14 protein-coding genes and 1 pseudogene are annotated in these 16,002 nt (G+C 69.3%); 5 read left to right on the top strand and 10 right to left on the bottom strand.

What is annotated here, in order from left to right:
* The first annotated feature begins 5 nt into the window (after nt 1-5).
* Nucleotides 6-179, top strand: coding sequence for a hypothetical protein (locus tag FHR33_RS20075; protein WP_183649946.1), 174 nt, complete (start codon nt 6-8; stop codon nt 177-179).
* Nucleotides 180-358: 179 nt separating this feature from the next.
* Here FHR33_RS20075 and FHR33_RS50415 read toward each other — a convergent pair whose 3' ends face one another.
* Entirely contained in the window at nt 359-1,945 is a 1,587-nt protein-coding gene (locus FHR33_RS50415) for a winged helix-turn-helix domain-containing protein (protein WP_246452014.1), read from the bottom strand.
* A gap of 345 nt (nt 1,946-2,290) precedes the next feature.
* Nucleotides 2,291-2,533, bottom strand: coding sequence for an HGxxPAAW family protein (locus FHR33_RS20065; protein ID WP_183649944.1), 243 nt, complete (start codon nt 2,531-2,533; stop codon nt 2,291-2,293).
* A 229-nt stretch (nt 2,534-2,762) separates the two neighbouring features.
* Here FHR33_RS20065 and secA point away from each other — a divergent pair, with 229 nt between their 5' ends.
* Nucleotides 2,763-5,552, top strand: a complete 2,790-nt coding sequence (gene secA, locus FHR33_RS20060; protein ID WP_183649940.1) for a preprotein translocase subunit SecA — start codon at nt 2,763-2,765, stop codon at nt 5,550-5,552.
* A 261-nt stretch (nt 5,553-5,813) separates the two neighbouring features.
* Here the strand turns inward: secA and FHR33_RS20055 are convergent, their stop codons facing one another.
* The 8 genes from FHR33_RS20055 to FHR33_RS20020 form a co-directional block, all read right to left on the bottom strand.
* A complete protein-coding gene (locus FHR33_RS20055; protein WP_183649937.1) occupies nt 5,814-7,097 on the bottom strand; it encodes an ABC transporter substrate-binding protein in 1,284 nt (427 codons plus the stop codon).
* 26 nt (nt 7,098-7,123) lie between these two features.
* Nucleotides 7,124-8,014, bottom strand: a complete 891-nt coding sequence (locus FHR33_RS20050; protein WP_183649934.1) for a carbohydrate ABC transporter permease — start codon at nt 8,012-8,014, stop codon at nt 7,124-7,126.
* Nucleotides 8,011-8,889 (bottom strand): carbohydrate ABC transporter permease, encoded by an 879-nt coding sequence (locus FHR33_RS20045; RefSeq protein WP_183649931.1) that lies wholly within the window; start codon nt 8,887-8,889, stop codon nt 8,011-8,013. The genes FHR33_RS20050 and FHR33_RS20045 overlap by 4 nt, the downstream gene beginning before the upstream one ends.
* A complete protein-coding gene (locus FHR33_RS52715; RefSeq protein WP_183649928.1) occupies nt 8,886-9,689 on the bottom strand; it encodes an IclR family transcriptional regulator in 804 nt (267 codons plus the stop codon). The genes FHR33_RS20045 and FHR33_RS52715 overlap by 4 nt, the downstream gene beginning before the upstream one ends.
* A 109-nt stretch (nt 9,690-9,798) precedes the next feature.
* Nucleotides 9,799-10,269, bottom strand: coding sequence for an Rv3235 family protein (locus tag FHR33_RS20035; RefSeq protein ID WP_183649925.1), 471 nt, complete (start codon nt 10,267-10,269; stop codon nt 9,799-9,801).
* Between the two features lie 237 nt (nt 10,270-10,506).
* Nucleotides 10,507-11,811, bottom strand: a complete 1,305-nt coding sequence (locus FHR33_RS20030) for a PTS transporter subunit EIIC (RefSeq protein WP_183649923.1) — start codon at nt 11,809-11,811, stop codon at nt 10,507-10,509.
* Between the two features lie 85 nt (nt 11,812-11,896).
* Nucleotides 11,897-13,234, bottom strand: a complete 1,338-nt coding sequence (locus FHR33_RS20025; RefSeq protein WP_312895629.1) for a PTS transporter subunit EIIC — start codon at nt 13,232-13,234, stop codon at nt 11,897-11,899.
* 75 nt (nt 13,235-13,309) lie between these two features.
* Complete coding sequence (locus FHR33_RS20020) at nt 13,310-14,050, bottom strand: GntR family transcriptional regulator (protein ID WP_183649917.1); 741 nt, start codon at nt 14,048-14,050, stop codon at nt 13,310-13,312.
* 104 nt (nt 14,051-14,154) lie between these two features.
* Here FHR33_RS20020 and FHR33_RS20015 point away from each other — a divergent pair.
* From FHR33_RS20015 to FHR33_RS20005, 3 genes and pseudogenes are all read left to right on the top strand, one after another.
* A pseudogene (locus FHR33_RS20015) lies at nt 14,155-15,190 on the top strand (SIS domain-containing protein).
* Nucleotides 15,187-15,480, top strand: a complete 294-nt coding sequence (locus tag FHR33_RS20010; RefSeq protein ID WP_281388398.1) for a PTS sugar transporter subunit IIB — start codon at nt 15,187-15,189, stop codon at nt 15,478-15,480. Before FHR33_RS20015 ends, FHR33_RS20010 begins: the two are co-directional and overlap by 4 nt.
* Before the next feature lie 51 nt (nt 15,481-15,531).
* Nucleotides 15,532-15,978, top strand: a complete 447-nt coding sequence (locus tag FHR33_RS20005; protein ID WP_183649910.1) for a PTS sugar transporter subunit IIA — start codon at nt 15,532-15,534, stop codon at nt 15,976-15,978.
* The last annotated feature ends 24 nt before the right edge of the window (nt 15,979-16,002 follow it).

Below are 16,002 nucleotides of genomic sequence, written 5' to 3'. Positions count from 1 at the left end.
GCCTCGTGAAGACGCCACCTCAGGACCGGCCGACCAGCACCTTCCTCGAAGGCGGCGGTGCCGGGGCGGCGACCATGTCGAAGTACGGCGACCTTCCCAATGGACGGCGACCCTCGATGGGCAGCGTTGTCGTCGAAGGGCGGTACCCCCTCGACGGGCGGCACTCCCTCGACGGGTAGCACTCCCTCGAGGGGCCGCGTGCACCCCCCGTCGGAAGAGGGCGGGCCCCATCGGAAGGCGGCGGTGTCGTTGGCCGAGGGGCGGGAGCGTCTTGGAAGGACGCAGCCCCCTTCGAAGGCCTCTCTGCCGGGGTGGCGGAGGGTCTCTCGAAGGGGCGGACGCGTGGGCTCCGTTGGGGTCAGCGGGGGTCGGAGGGGCCGAGAGGTAGGGCGTCGAGGAGCGGACGGGTGTGTGCCTCGGAGGTGACCCGCTCGACCCGTACGTCGGTGCAGCCCACCCAGCTCGCCGCCGACCACAGCGCGTCCCGCACCGCCGCGATGTCCACAGCACGCACCACCGAGGACTCGAAGGACACATGCCTGGCCACGAAGGTCGAGCCCTCGCGCGCGGGATCGACCCTGCCGATGAGCTTGCCGCCCGCGAGAACCGGCATCGTGAAGTAGCCGTGGACGCGCTTGGGCTTGGGGACGTAGATCTCCAGCTGGTAGTCGAAGCCGAAGATCCGCGAGGTGCGTCCCCTGTGCCAGATGAGCGAGTCGAACGGCGAGACCAGCGTGGTGCGATGGCGTCCCCTCGGCACCGACGCCAGGGCCTCAGGATCAGCCCAGGCATTCGGCGCCCGCCCACCGATCCCCGCGGAACGAACGGAACCCGGCGACACGATCATCGAAGCACCGGACACCACGAGCCCGTCGGCCCCCGGCAGCGCGGAGCCGGAGGAAGACCCCGCGAGCCCTGCAGTACCGGCTGTCACGAGATCGGGAGATCCGGAAAGGCCCGGATCGGCGGCGTGAGAGACCGTGAGGCCAGGAGGGCCGGAAAGCCCCTGGTCGGTGGCTCCAGCGGTCAGGAGGTCGGAAGGCCCCTTGTCGGCGGCTTCGGAGCTGGCGAGATCGTCTGAGCCAGGAGCCCCGAGTGCGGCGGCTCCGCGCGTGGCGGGGTTCGGGGATGGCGAGGTGACCGAGATGGCCGGTGAAGTCACGACGGCTGTGCGGCGTGGGGGTCTGGCTTCCGGCCAGCCCGCCACGTGGACGGGGACGAGCCCCGCCGCGCCGCTGGCCAGGGCCTCGTCGAGCATCGCGGCGTGCGGACCCTTGAGCCTGAGGAAGTCGATCAGATCGGCTCGCGTCGCCACGCCCAGCGCGGCGCCCGCGATGCGCGCCAGCCGTACGATGCACTCCTCGTCGGTGAGCTCCAGGCCGAGCAGGTCGGCGGGGACGGCGCGTTCGGCCAGGTCGTAGACCCTGCGCCAGCCGATGCGCCGGGTGCAGACGAGCTCGCCGATGTCGAGCAGCCACTCGAGCGCGATCTTGGAGTCGGACCAGTCCCACCACTCGGCGCTCTTCTTGGCGCCGCCGATGTCGGAGGTGGTCACGGGGCCGCTGTCGCGCACCTGGTGGAGCACCTTCTCGAAGTCGGGCGGGACCTCGTGCCAGCGCTGCTTGCTCGCGCGGTAGGCGCGGCGGCGGAAGTCGTAGAGCGGCCAGTGCTCGATGGGCAGGATGCAGGCGGCGTGGCACCAGTACTCGAAGCTGCGCGCGGGGTTGTGCCAGTAGGCGCGCTCGATCGTCTCCCTGCCGACGGCGCCCAGCCTGCCGTACGCGACCAGCTCATGGGAGCGGGCGAGGACGGAGATGGTGTCGAGTTGCACGGCGCCCAGCCTGCGGAGCATGCCCTCCACCCCGCCGCGCCGGGCGTCGGCGCCCAACAAGCCCTGGGCGCGCAGGATCAACCGGCGCGCGTCGTCGGCGCTCAACTCGGTCATGTCGCAGATTCCGTACGGCACAGCATGCCGGGCATCGTAACGGCGGGCACCGACAAAAACGGCACGCGGTCCGACGGCGAGATCTATAGAGCTCCCGACAGTGGACCCGACCACCGGCGAGAGCCGGACGGGTCGCAGGGGAGCGGTGGACGGCGCGGGACGGCGCGGTGTGCGAGGCCGGGCGCGGCGGGGGTGAGGCGCGGAGGGCGGCGCGCGGGGAGGGGCCGTGGGGCTGGGCTGGAGCGCCAGGTTTGTGGGCGGAGGAGGTACCGGAATCGAGAGGACGGAAAGCGGTGGCGGGCGGGGCGCCGTGGGGACCCGGCGCCCGCCACCGGTCAGGTCCTCTTAGCGGTGGTCCTCGGCGCGCATGCCCGCGCGGGGCGCGTCAATGACGACGTCGGAGAAGATGTCGAAGACGAGGGCGAGGACCCCGCCCAGGACGATCACCCCCACGCCGACCCAGACGATCAGCCAGTTGGCCATCGCCAGGCCGACGCCGCCCACGATGAACCCGGCCAGTACGACGGTGACCGCCAGCCACGACGACGCGCGCCCACCGTGGTTGCCTAGGTTGTGACCATCTGCCATGGCCTATCCCTCCTGAAGGTTTTCCCGCCCTGCCATGTCAATGGTGCGAGATCGGTCTAGATCGGCATACGCTCTGCCGAAAGACCATTGTCCCAGACGGTGGTTGCGGCCTCCCCGTCGCGGTGGCTGTGTCTGGTGGAAGAACCGCCTACGATGGCAGCGGGGAAGTTTGTCTCAGCCTCTCCTCCTGGCGGCCGCCGGGGTAGACCTGCGAGGAGCTTTACACAAAGTGCCAGCCATTCTCGACAAGATTCTGCGCGCCGGCGAGAACAAGATCCTGCGCAAGCTCAAGCGGATCGCCGACCAGGTCAACTCCATCGAGGACGACTTCAAGAGCCTGTCCGACGCGGAGTTGCGCGCGCTCACGGATGAGTTCAAGCAGCGACACGCCGATGGCGAGTCGCTCGACGACCTGCTCCCCGAGGCGTTCGCGACGGTCCGCGAGGCTGCGCGCCGCGTGCTCGGCCAGCGTCACTTCGACGTCCAGATCATGGGCGGCGCCAACCTCCACATGGGCAACATCTCGGAGATGAAGACCGGTGAGGGCAAGACCCTGACCTGTACTCTCCCCGCCTACCTCAACGCCATCTCGGGCAAGGGCGTCCACGTCATCACGACCAACGACTATCTGGTCAAGGTCGGCGCCGAGAACATGGGCCGCGTGCACCGCTTCCTCGGTCTCGAGGTCGGGATGATCCTCGCGGGGCAGGACCCCGCCGAGCGGCGCAAGATGTACAACGCCGACATCACCTACGGGACGAACAACGAGTTCGGCTTCGACTACCTGCGCGACAACATGGCGTGGTCGCTGGAGGAGTGCGTCCAGCGTGGCCACAACTTCGCGATCGTGGACGAGGTCGACTCCATCCTCATCGACGAGGCCCGTACCCCGCTGATCATCTCTGGCCCGGGTGAGCAGTCCGGCAAGTGGTACACCGAGTTCGCCAAGATCGTGCCGCGCCTCCGCAAGGGCGTCGAGGCCAAGACGCCCGGCGAGCCCAGCACCGGCGACTACGTCGTCGACGAGAAGAAGCGCACGGTCGGCATCCTCGAGAGCGGTGTGGAGAAGGTCGAGGACTGGCTCGGCATCGACAACCTCTACAAGCCCGAGCACACCCACCTGGTCGGCTACCTCAACAACGCGTTGAAGGCCAAGGAGCTCTACAAGAAGGACAAGGACTACATCGTCGCCGACGGCGAGGTCCTGATCGTCGACGAGTTCACCGGTCGAGTCCTGCACGGGCGCCGCTACAACGAGGGCATGCACCAGGCGATCGAGGCCAAGGAGGGGGTGAAGATCAAGGACGAGAACCAGACTCTCGCCACGATCACCCTCCAGAACTACTTCCGCCTCTACGCCAAGCTGTCCGGCATGACCGGCACCGCGGTCACCGAGGCCAACGAGTTCCACCAGACCTACAAGCTCGGCGTCGTCCCGATCCCGACGAACAGGCCGATGATCCGCAAGGACCAGTCCGACCTGATCTACAGGACCGAGGACGCCAAGTTCCAGGCGGTCGTCGAGGACATCGCCGAGCGCTACGAGGCGGGCCAGCCCGTCCTCGTCGGCACCACCTCGGTCGAGAAGTCCGAGCGGCTGTCGAAGCTGCTGACCCGCAAGGGCGTCAAGCACGAGGTGCTCAACGCCAAGAACCACGCGCGTGAGGCGGCGATCGTCGCGGAGGCGGGCCGCAAGCACGCCGTGACGGTGGCCACCAACATGGCCGGCCGTGGCACCGACATCATGCTCGGCGGCAGCCCCGAGTTCCGCGCCGACATCGAGCTGCGTCAGCGCGGTCTCGACCCGATCGAGACGCCCGACGAGTACGACAAGGCGTGGCCCGAGGCGCTGGAGAAGGCCAAGCAGGCGGTCAAGGCCGAGCACGAGGAGGTCACCGGGCTCGGTGGTCTCTACGTCCTCGGCACCGAGCGCCACGAGTCGCGTCGCATCGACAACCAGCTGCGCGGTCGTTCCGGCCGTCAGGGCGACCCCGGCGAGTCGCGCTTCTACCTCTCGCTCGGCGACGACCTGATGCGCCTGTTCAACTCGCCGCGCGTCGAAGCGATCATGGTCAGGATGAACATCCCCGACGACCAGCCGATCGAGTCCGGCATCGTCACCAAGGCCGTCGCCTCCGCCCAGCACCAGGTCGAGCAGCAGAACTTCGAGATCCGCAAGAACGTTCTGAAGTACGACGAGGTCATGAACCGGCAGCGCAAGGTGATCTACGCCGAGCGCCACCGCGTGCTGGAGGGCGCCGACCTGCACGAGCAGGTCCGCGGCTTCGTCACCGACGTGATCAAGGAGTACGTCGCCGCCGCCACCGCCGAGGGCTTCTCCGAGGAGTGGGACCTCGACAAGCTGTGGAAGGCGTTCGGCGAGCTCTACCCGATCTCCCTCAAGCTCGAGGACGTCGTGGAGGAGGCGGGCGGGCGCGAGGAGCTGTCCGCCGACCTGCTCAACGAGAAGATCACGGCCGACGCCCTCGCCGCCTACGACAGGCGCGAGGAGGAGCTCGGCTCCGAGGCCATGCGCGAGCTGGAGCGGCGCGTCATCCTGTCGGTCCTCGACCGCAAGTGGCGCGAGCACCTCTACGAGATGGACTACCTCCAGGAGGGCATCGGGCTGCGCGCGATGGCGCAGCGCGACCCGCTGATCGAGTACCAGCGCGAGGGCTTCGAGATGTTCTCCGCGATGCTCGAGGGCATCAAGGAGGAGTCGGTCGGCTACCTGTTCAACCTCGAGGTCGAGGTGCAGGAGAACCCGATCGTCGAGGAGTCCGCGGAGATCGCCGAGACCAGGTCGATCATCGCCCGTGGGCTGCGGGGGCCGGAGCGTCCCACCCAGCTGGAGTACACGGCTCCCGGTGAGGACGGCGAGGTGGAGCACACCAGCGTCCGCACCACCGCCGCTCAGCGCGCCGCCTACGGCAACGTCGAGCGCAACGCGCCGTGCCCGTGCGGTTCGGGCAAGAAGTACAAGCGCTGCCACGGCGACCCCAAGCACGTCGAGGCATAACAGAACACCCGAAAGCCCCGCTCCCGGTTCCCGGGGGCGGGGCTTTCGCCATCTGTCCGAAGAATGCAGTGGGACGGCGCCCGCACCACGACCGGGCCTTGGTCAGAGGGTGATGCGCAGGGGGTGGCGTCGGGGGCTGGGGGACACGGATCGAGCGTTTCGCGGGGGCTCCTGTGCAGGGGGCCGCCCGGAAGGGAACACGGGTCCACGCGGAATGGCCGTTCCGCGTGGACGTGCCGCCTGCCGGGCGGCCTCCGAGCGCTACTTCTGCAGGCCCTTGGCCGTCTCCGCCGCCTTGGCCAGCGCCTCCTTGGCCGAGGACTGTCCGACCAGTACGGCCTGCACCTGCTCGGCGATCGTGCTCTCGATCTGCGCGTAACCCGCGTAACGCCAGAACGGGTTCGGCGTCGCCGTCTTGGTGATCTTCTCGGTCCAGTCGGTGGTGAAGGTGTCGCCCGCGACCTTCGGGTCGGCGAGACCCGCGGTGGTGGTAGGCGGGAGCTTCACCTTCTCGAAGAAGCCGGCCACGGTCGCGGTGTCGGAGGTGGCGAAGGAGGCGAAGTCGGCGGCGGCGTCGGCGCCCTCGCCGTCCACCACCACGATCACGTGGCCCCACAGCAGCGCTCGCGGCGTGTCGCCCGCCTTCAGCACCGGTCTGGCCAGCGGCGCCATCTTCTCGGTCAGCGTCTTGTCGGGCGCCTGGCTGGACACCACGCCGCGCGCGATGATCGCGTCGTCGTAGAAGGCGGCCTTGCCCTGCGCGAACAGCGCGCGGGCGTCGAAGCGGTCGACGTCGGGGGCGATGAGCTTGGCGTCGTACAGCTTCTTGTACCACTCGACGGCGGCGACGGAGGCGTCGTCGCCCACCGCGATCTCCTCGCCGTTCAGCAGGGGGCTGCCGAACGTCTGCATCCACGGCAGGATGTCCTTGAGCTGGGCCGCCTTGGTCGCCGCCGCGTACGGCACCACGCCGCCGCCGAGCTTGCCGACCTTCCCGAGCGCGGCCTCGAACTCCTCGACCGTCGAGGGCAGGCCGTCCACACCGGCCTTCTTCAGCAGGTCGGTGTTGGCGATCAGGCCGATGGAGCCCGTCGTCCACGGCAGTCCGAGCTGCTTGCCGTCGAACTGGCCGCTGGAGCGGGCCACCTCGGTGTAACCCCCCTTGGCGGCCTGGGGCGAGAGGTCCCTGAGCTTGCCCATGGCGGCCAGCGCGCCGAGCCAGGAGATGTCGAGCTGGATCGCGCCCGACACCTGGCCGCCGCGCAGCTTGAGTGTCACCTGGTTGAGGTACTCGTTGTAGGGGAAGGACGCGGTGTGGACCTTCACCTGCTTGGCCGTGGCGTAGGCGTCCACGATGGCCTGCACGGCGCCCTTCTGGGCCTCCTCGTTCAGCGACCACGAGGTGAAGCCGAAGGTCTTGGCCGCGGTGTCGCCCTTGGGCGCGCCGCCGCCCGAGGCGTCGGGGGCGCAGGCCGCCAGGGCGGTCGCGCCGAGGGTGGACAGTCCGAGCATCCGCAGGGCGTCCCTGCGGTTCATCGTTGTCATGGTCTCTCCAGGAAGAGGGGTGAGGGTCAGCCCTTGACCGCGCCCGCCGTGAGCCCGCCGACCAGGTATCGCTGCAGGAACATGAAGGCGGCGATGACGGGGAGCGAGACGACGAACGAGGCGGCCATCAGGTCGGGCCAGGCGGTCTGGAACTCCCCGAGGTAGGTGTGCACGAGTCCGGGCGGCAGCGTCTGGCGGTCGGGGTCGGTCAGCGTGAGGGCGAAGACGAAGTCGTTCCACGCCCTGACGAAGGCGAACAGCCCCGCCGCCACCAGGCCGGGAGCGGCCAGCGGCAGCGCGATCTGGTGCAGCGTGCGCAACCTGGAGGCTCCGTCGATCGCCGCGGCCTCCATCAGCGAGCTGGGCACCGTGTCGAAGATCCCCTTGAGCATCCACACGCACAGCGGCAGCGTGAACGTGGTGAACGAGAGGATCAGCGCCGTGTAGCTGCCCAGCAGCCCCGAGGCGCTGAAGACGGCGTAGAGCGTCACCAGCAGCAGCGCCTGAGGGAACATCTGTGAGGCCAGCACCAGGTGCATGAGCGACCTGCGGCCTCGGTAGCGGAACTTGGAGAAGGCGTAGGCCATGTAGGCGGACACGACCACGCTCAGCACGGCCGTGACCACCGAGACGATCACGCTGTTCACCAGGTAGCCGAACAGCTGCTCGTTCCTGGCGAGGTTGGCGAAGTGGTCGAAGGTGATCTCGGTGGGGAACAGCGAGGGCGGGAAGCTGAAGGCCTTGTCGTCGGGGGTGAACGCGGTGGCGACCAGCCAGTAGACGGGCAGCATGCCGAACAGCCCGATGACCACGACGGCGATCCACGCGGCCAGGCGCGAGCGGACCTGGTCGGGCCTGCGCCGGACCTTCACCTGGCGGCGTGACACCGAGGCGGGGCTGGTCAGGGTCACGGTCATGAGCTCTCCTTCGTCTCGCGTCGCAGGTAGAAGGCGACGAGGACGAGCAGCAGCAGCATCCAGAGGCCGCCGAGCGCGGTGGCGTGGCCCAGGTCGAAGCCCTTGAACGCGGTGTCGTAGACGGCCACGGCGAAGGTCTTGGTGGAGCCCGCGGGCCCGCCGCCGGTGAGCACGTAGATCGTGTCGAAGTGCTGGAAGTTCCAGATGAACTCCAGCAGCAGCACGATGCCCGCGATTCCCTTCATGTGCGGCAGCGTGACCGACCTGAACCTGCGGACCGCGCCCGCCCCGTCGACCGAGGCCGCCTCGTGCAGCTCCTTGGGCATCGTCTGCAGGCCTGCCAGCAGCATCACCATCATCCAGGGGAAGCTCGCCCAGGTCTTGGTGACGATCACCGCGATCATCGCTGTGACCGGCTGGCCGAGCCACGACACCGTCGTCTCGATGAACCCTGCCTGCGTCAGCACGCCGTTGAGCACGCCGTAGTTGGCGTTGAAGATCCACAGCCAGAGGAAGGAGACGACCACGCCGGGGATCACCCAGGGGAACAGGAACAGGCCGCGCAGGAACCCGCTGCCCCTGATGCCCGCGTTGAGCGCCAGGGCCAGCGCGTAGCCGACCACGAAGGGGATGAGCGTGGCGCCGATCGTGAACACCAGCGTGTTGCGCAGCACCGGCCAGAAGTCGCCGCCGAGCACGTCGGCGAAGTTGGCGAGGCCGACGAAAGCGCGGCCGGGCCGGACGAGGCTCTGCTCGAAGAACCCCGTGACCAGCGCCGCCACCAGCGGGTAGGCGATGATGGCGAGGAACAGCGCGAGCCCGGGGATCATCAGCAGCCAGGCGAACTGCCCGTCGGACAGCTTCCTGGCATTCATGCCGGGCTCGCGGCGAAGGCGTGGACGGGGCCGACGTAACCCAGGCCGATGCTGATGGAGTCGGCCGTCTCGATCACCGTGCGGGCCAGCTCGGCCTCTCTGGCGGCCAGGTCCATCGCCGACAGGGGGCCCGAGATCGAGATCGCCGCCACGACCTCGCGGGCCTGGTCGCGGATCGGCGCGGCCACGCACGCGCGGCCGAACGCCAGCTCCTCGACCTCCCTGGCGTAGCCGCGGCCGAGCACCGCGGCCAGCTCCTCGTCGAGCCTGGCGTGGGTGGTGAGCGTCTGCGGCGTGAACGGCTGCATCGAGGACTCGGGCAGCAGCTCGCGGCGCTCCTGCGTGCTCAGGCCGAGCAGCAGGCACTTGCCGATGCCGGTGGCGTACAGCGGCTTGCGCTGCCCGGTCAGCACGAACGAGCGGGGCGCCAGCCTGCCCTCGAAGTTCAGCAGGTAGAACATGGAGGCGCCGCGCCTGATCGCCACGTTCACGCCGAGGCCCAGCGCGGCCGCCAGATCCTGCGCCACCTGGCGGGCCTCGCGGTGCACCGGGTTCTGGTTGAGCGCGACCCCGCCGAGCGTGATCGGCGCGGTGCCCAGGCGGTACAGGCCGCTGAGCTCGTCACGTTCGACGAACTCCAGCGTCTCCAGCGTGGCCAGCAGTCGTGAGGCGGTCGAGGTGCCGAGCCCCGTGGCCTTGGCGACATCCGACACGCGCAGCTCGGGCCGGCCGCTCAGGAACACCCGCAGGACGGAGATCGCCCGTTCCACGCTCTGATTATTGCTCTGATCGGAAGCCACCCTGTCTCCATTGCATGTGATTTGCGGTATGTGGGATGGTTACGCACATGCTGCAAGGCCGTCAACCCCTTGTGGTGGCCCGGGTGCGTTGCTTTCCGATAAAGGGGGCTCAGGCGGTTTCGAAATCCGTGCAGAGCCACTGGACGCCCCGGCGCTCGAGCCGGACGGCCAGCACGTGGTGGCGCTCGCCGCAGTGCATGAGCAGGCACATCTCCACCGCCCCCTCCTTCGGCTGCTTGACGTGGGGACGGCCGACGAGCGGGCGGCTGCTGGTCACGATCATCCGTCCCGCCCTGACGAGTTCGGCGTAGGCGCGGTCGGTGAGGCGGTCGGCCACCGTCTCGGGAGGGCGGCGGCCGGTGAGGATCTCGGCTAGCGCCTGACCGAGGTGGCGCAGGTGCCGCTCGTCGGGGACGGAGCCCGGCGGCCCCCAGACCAGGGGGCGAGGGGCGGCGGGCGCCAGAGCGAGGGAGCCGTCGGTGGCGGGCTCGGGGGCGCGGCGCTCTCCGTCGTACGGCGGGTCGGGGACCGGGGTGAGGGTGACGTGGGGGAGCGGAACGGGGCGCAGCCGGGATGGCATGAAACCTCCAACCTCATGGGTGAGAACGTCGCTATAAGGAGTTTTCGGTCCCACGCCCAGATACGTCGGCCGCCAACTTCGCGCTGCCCTGGAGGTTTTTGCGGCGATCAACGAAAAAGATCGCGCGGAGTTGGATCGGTTGGCGCCCAGCTCTCACCGGATTCCGGCGAGTCCCCGTCTCTTGAGGGGCGCGCCGAATCCTTTCCGGACGGTTGCCCGCACGCCTTCCGGCTGTGATCATTCCGAGGATCCGGCTCCCCTGCCCGGGGGGACGGTGTCCTCGTCGGGCTCCCGTCCTGGGGTGAGGATGTCGAGCCTGCGGATCAGGAAGCTGAACAGCAGGTAGTACACGACGAAGTAGGCCAGCCCGATCAGGATGATCAGCACCAGCCCGTGCGTGTTGGACTTGGTGGCGTTGAGCAGCATGTCGATGCCGCCCGCGGAGAAGCTGAAGCCCAGCCGCGTGTCCATCGCCGCCATCAGCGCCATCGACACGCCCGTGAGCAGCGCGTGGACGACGAACAGCATCGGAGCGACGAAGATGAACGCGAACTCCACCGGCTCGGTGATCCCCGTGACGAACGCGGTCAGCGCGCCGCCGACCATGATGGAGCCCACGGCGGCCCGCTTGTGCGAGGGCGCCGCCCTCCAGATCGCCAGCGCCGCGCCCGGCACGCCGAACATCAGCACGGGGAAGAAGCCGGTCATGAAGATGCCGGCGCCGTCCTGGCCGATCGCGTAGCACTTGAGGTCGCCCGCCGCCTGCACGCCGTTCACGGTGCACTCGGGGATGACGGTCCACACGATCGAGTTGACGAAGTGGTGCAGGCCGAGGGGGATCAGAAGCCGGTTGGCCACGCCGTAGACGCCGGCGCCGAGCGCGGAGTGGGTGGCCAGCCAGTCGCCGAAGCTGGTGAGCGCGGTGCCGATGGGCGGCCAGACGAGGCCGAAGATCACGCCCAGGGCGAGCGCGGTCACGGCGGTGACGATCTGCACGAAGCGTCTGCCGCCGAAGAAGGCGAGCCAGCTGGGCAGCCTGATCCGGTAGTAGCGCTGCCACAGCACGGCGGCGACCAGGCCGATCATGATGCCGCCGAGCACGCCCGTCGGCTGGGAGGAGGCCGCCTGGTTGATGACCGTCGAGCCGTCCTGCAGGGTGAGGGTGACCTTGCTCTTGACCGCTTCGGCGGAGGAGTCGAAGAACATCCGCCTGGTGACCTGGTCGAAGACGAGGTAGCCGACGAGGGCGGCGAGCGCGGTCGAGCCGTCGGCCTTCTTGGCGAAGCCGATGGCCACCCCGATCGCGAACAGCAGTGGCAGGTTGTCGAAGAGCGCGCCGCCCGCGGCGGCGAAGACCGAGGCCACCTTGTCGAGGAGGGCGTTGTCGCTACGGCCGAGCAGGTCCTCCTGGCCGAACCTGAGCAGAAGACCGGCGGCGGGCAGAACCGCGATGGGCATCATCAGCGAACGGCCGACCCGCTGCAGCACGGCGAACGCGGACGACCAGAAGGAGGTGCCGCCCTCGGCGCTCGCAGTGCTCATCCCGACTCCCCCGGCAGATGCTCACGGGGGATGCGGGATATCTACCACGCGCCGTCCTGGGGAAACGCCGCGGTGAGCCGTCCGGTCAGGTGGCGGCGGGTCTGGCAGGGACGGCGCTCTCGCCCGAGTCGACGTCCACCTCGGGCTCGCGTCCAGGCGTCATGATGTTCAGCCGCCTGATCAGGAAGCTGAACACGACGTAGTACACCGCTCCGTAGATCACCCCGACGACCAGGATCCCCACGAGGTTCTGGGTGTTGGACTTGCTCGCGTTGAGCAGCATGTCCAGCAGTCCCGCCGAGAAGCCGAAGCCGAGCTGGCCGCCGATCAGCGTGGTCACCGCCATCGCGATCCCGGTGAGCACGGCGTGCACCACCAGCAGCACCGGCGCCACGAACAGGAAGGCGAACTCGATCGGCTCGGTGATGCCCGTGACGAAGGAGGCGAGCGCGGCCGAGAGCATGATGCCGCCTACGGCCTTCCGCCTGCCAGGAAGCGCCGCGCGCCAGATGGCAAGGGCGGCGGCGGGCAGGGCGAACATCATGATGGGGAAGAAGCCGGCCATGAACTCCCCGGCGTTGGGGTCACCGCCGAAGTAGCAGTTCCAGTCGCCCGCCAGCGCTCGCCCTCCGACCTGGCACTCAGGCACGACGTACCAGACGATCGAGTTGACGAAGTGGTGCAGGCCGAGCGGCACGAGCAGGCGGTTGAAGAAGCCGTACAGGCCCGTGCCCACGGCCCCCGCGTCGGCCAGCGCCTTGCCCGCCTCGCCGATCCACCCGCCGAGCACCGGCCAGATCCAGCCGATCAGCACACCCAGCACCAGTGCCGCGATCGAGGTGACGATCGGGACGAAGCGGCGGCCGCCGAAGAAGGCCAGCCACGACGGCAGCTTGATGCGGTAGAAGCGCTGCCAGAGGATCGCGGTCACCAGTCCGATCAGGATGCCGCCGAGCACCTTGGTCGGGTTCTGGACGCCGTAGTTGACGACCTCGGTGATCCCCTGCTCCTTGACCTGGCGGATCATGACCGTGTCGCGGATCGCCGAGTCGAAGAACATCACCTTGCTGACGCGGTCGAAGACGAGGTAGCCCACCACGGCCGCCAGCGCGGTCGAGCCGTCCCCCTTGCGGGCGAACCCGATCGCCACCCCTACCGCGAACAGCAGCGGCAGGTTCTCCAGCAGAGCCTTGCCGGAGGCGTCGAGCACCGCGGCGACGTGCGTCATCCACGTCAGGCCCGACACGTCGGCCAGCCCGCCCGGCTCGGCGCCGTTGGAGCCGAGCATGTCGGGCTGGCCGAACCGCAGTAACAGCGCCGCGGCGGGCAGGGCCGCGATGGGCAGCATGAGCGAGCGGCCCAGACGCTGGAGCACGGCCATGAGACGGGCGAACGGCGAAGAGATCGCGGCGGAGTCGTTCACCGGTCGTTCCTCCGGGGGTGTCGGGGGGAAGGGAACGGGGTCCTGACGTAGCATGCCGCACCCGCGCAGAACCGGTCAGCCGCGGCGGGCGGGGATCTCCAGCATGGTGCGCAACTGGTACCGATCGGCCCGGTAGGTGGAGACACCGAGCTCGGCGCAGACCCCGCCGGCGAACGAGCGCCGCTGCAGCAGCAGCACCGCCCCTCCTCTGGGCAGCTTCAGCAGGTCGGCGTCGCTGGGATCGGCGAGGCCGCCGTCGATGGTCAGCTCGCCCGCGTCCATGACGATCCCGTAGCGCTGCTCCAGCAGCTGGTAGAGCGAGCGCCCCGTGAGGTCGTGATCGGCCAGGTCGGGAGCGAGCGAGACGGGGATGTGCGCCCGCTCGATCGACAGGGGCTCTCCGTCGGCGGTCCGCAGCCGCTCGATGAAGTGCACCTCCTCTCCCGGCTGGATCCCCAGCTCCTTGGCCAGGTGCGCGCTCGCGCGCACGATGCGTCTGTCGAGGTCGCGCGAGCCGGGCTCGAGACCACGGGCGCGCATGTCGTTGGTGAAGGAGGTGAGCTGGAGGGCCAGCTCGATCTTCGGCCTGGCGACGAAGGTGCCCTTGCCCGGCACCCTGTGCAGGCGTCCCTCGGAGACGAGGTGGTCGACCGCCTGGCGGACGGTCATCCGCGACAGCCCGAATCGCTGGCAGAGCTCGCGCTCGGACGGGATGGCCGCCCCGATGCTGAGCTCGTTGCTGTCTATGAGATCCAGCAGGATCTCGCGGAGCTGGAAGTACTTGGGCACCGGGCTGTCCGGATCGATGTGCGCCACGGATCCTCCCCTCGATCTGACCTTGAATGATGAGCTATGGTTCGTACTGGTCTAGTCCGGACTAGACCACATGCCGGAAATAGGAGTCAAGCGATGGGGACAAGATGACCACGAGAATGCGCAGCGAGATCGCCGAGCAGCCGGCCGCGCTGCGGGCCACCCTGGACTCCTTGCTCCCCCGAGTCGGCGAGGTGAAGGCGCTCGGCGAGCAGACCCGGCAGTTGCTGTTCATCGCGCGCGGTACCTCCGACAACGCCGCAGTCTACGGCCGCTACCTGGTGGAATCGCACGCGGGCCGTCTGTCGGCCCTCGCCGCGCCCTCCATCGCCACCACCTACAGGCGCAAACTCGACCTCGAAGGCGTCCTGGCCGTCGCGATCTCCCAGTCGGGCAAGACCGAGGAGATCGTGGAGACGCTGACCTGGGCCAAGGAGTGCGGCGCCAGGACCGTCGGCATCACCAACGGGGGCGAGGACAGCCCGCTCGCCCAGGCGGCCGACCTCGCGCTGGTCACCCTGGCGGGCGAGGAGAAGGCGGTCCCCGCCACCAAGACCTACACCACGCAGCTGGCGGCCCTGGCCGTCCTCGCGCTGGGGCTCGGCGCGGACGTGGACGCCGCCGACCTGCAGCGGGTGCCCGACGCCGTCGAGAAGCTGATCGCCGAGCCCGGTGACCTCGAAGCGGTCGTCGAGGGCCTGGCCGACAAGCCCGGCGTGGTCGTCTCGGGCCGCGGCCCTGGCCTTCTCCACCGCCCTGGAGACCGCGCTGAAGCTCAAGGAGGCCTGCTACCTGCACGCCATGGGCCTGTCCTACGCCGACCTGCTGCACGGCCCGATCGCCGTCGTGGACGAGGACACCCCCGCGCTGCTGGTCGCGGCGGAGAACAGCCCGACGCTGGCGGGCACGGTCGCCCTGGCCGAGCGGGTGGTCGGCGCGGGTGCGGCGGCCTTCACCGTGGGCGGCGGCGCGGCCCTGGCCAAGGCGGGTACGGCGGCGCTGAACGGCCCCGACCTGCCCGAGTGGGTCGCCCCCATGGGCCTGATCGTTCCTGGGCAGCTGCTCACCGAAGCCCTCGCCAGGCGCCTGGGCATCGACCCCGACGCGCCGCGCGGCCTCAACAAGGTGACCCAGACCGACTGATCGTCCACGGTCGTTTAGCCTGGTCACAGAGACGTAACGACAAGGGAGGACAGATGGCGGCGGACGCGAACGCGATCATCGCCGGGCTCGGTGGTGTGGACAACATCATCGAGATCGAGCCGTGCATCACGCGGCTGCGCACCGAGGTGCACGACGCCTCCAAGGTCGACCAGGCGGCGCTCAAGGCCGCAGGAGCTCACGGGGTGATGGCCGCGGGCAACGTCGTTCAGGTCGTGGTGGGCCCCGAGGCCGACACGATCGCCAGCGACATCGAGGACATCATCGGCTAGAGCGCCGGCGGCGGATTCCCCGCCGCCGGCGCTCTGCTGCAGGGGGGACCAATGACCAGCGTTCTCGCTCCGGTTGACGGGGCCGCGGTGGGGCTGGGCGCCGTGCCCGATCCGGTGTTCTCGGCGGGCATGGTCGGGCCCGGGACGGCTATCGACCCGGCGAGGGCGCCTGGCAACGCTGTGGCGCCGATCGACGGAAAGATCATGAAACTGCATCCGCACGCCTACGTCATCGTGGGGGACGACGGCAAGGGCGTGCTGGTGCACCTGGGGATCGACACGGTGCAGCTCAAGGGGGAGGGCTTCAGGCTGCTGGCGACCGAGGGCGACAGGGTCAGCGCGGGCCAGCCCGTCGTGGCGTGGGATCCCGCCGTGATAGAGGCGGGCGGGCGCTCGCCCGTCTGCCCCGTGGTGGCGCTCGACGCCAGGGCGGAGTCGGTGACCGAGGTCGCCCACGGCCCCGTCCACGTGGGGGACGAGCTCTTCCGATGGGCGTAGACAGCGAGCGGGGCAGAGTCCGTG

The organism is Nonomuraea dietziae (assembly GCF_014195505.1).
GTDB classification, from domain to species: Bacteria; Actinomycetota; Actinomycetes; order Streptosporangiales; family Streptosporangiaceae; genus Nonomuraea; species Nonomuraea roseola.
The sequence above is the reverse complement of the archived record's forward strand: the minus strand, read 5'-3'. Positions and strand labels throughout refer to the sequence as shown.

What these genes read in the sequence shown, in the direction of transcription:
- FHR33_RS20055 (WP_183649937.1), bottom strand. Translation starts at nt 7,097, where the DNA reads ATGACAACGATGAACCGCAGGGACGCCCTGCGGATGCTCGGACTGTCC.
- FHR33_RS20030 (WP_183649923.1), bottom strand. Translation starts at nt 11,811, where the DNA reads ATGAGCACTGCGAGCGCCGAGGGCGGCACCTCCTTCTGGTCGTCCGCG.
- FHR33_RS20005 (WP_183649910.1), top strand. Translation starts at nt 15,532, where the DNA reads ATGACCAGCGTTCTCGCTCCGGTTGACGGGGCCGCGGTGGGGCTGGGC.
- FHR33_RS20045 (WP_183649931.1), bottom strand. Translation starts at nt 8,889, where the DNA reads ATGAATGCCAGGAAGCTGTCCGACGGGCAGTTCGCCTGGCTGCTGATG.
- FHR33_RS50415 (WP_246452014.1), bottom strand. Translation starts at nt 1,945, where the DNA reads ATGACCGAGTTGAGCGCCGACGACGCGCGCCGGTTGATCCTGCGCGCC.
- FHR33_RS20065 (WP_183649944.1), bottom strand. Translation starts at nt 2,533, where the DNA reads ATGGCAGATGGTCACAACCTAGGCAACCACGGTGGGCGCGCGTCGTCG.
- FHR33_RS20035 (WP_183649925.1), bottom strand. Translation starts at nt 10,269, where the DNA reads ATGCCATCCCGGCTGCGCCCCGTTCCGCTCCCCCACGTCACCCTCACC.
- FHR33_RS20050 (WP_183649934.1), bottom strand. Translation starts at nt 8,014, where the DNA reads ATGACCGTGACCCTGACCAGCCCCGCCTCGGTGTCACGCCGCCAGGTG.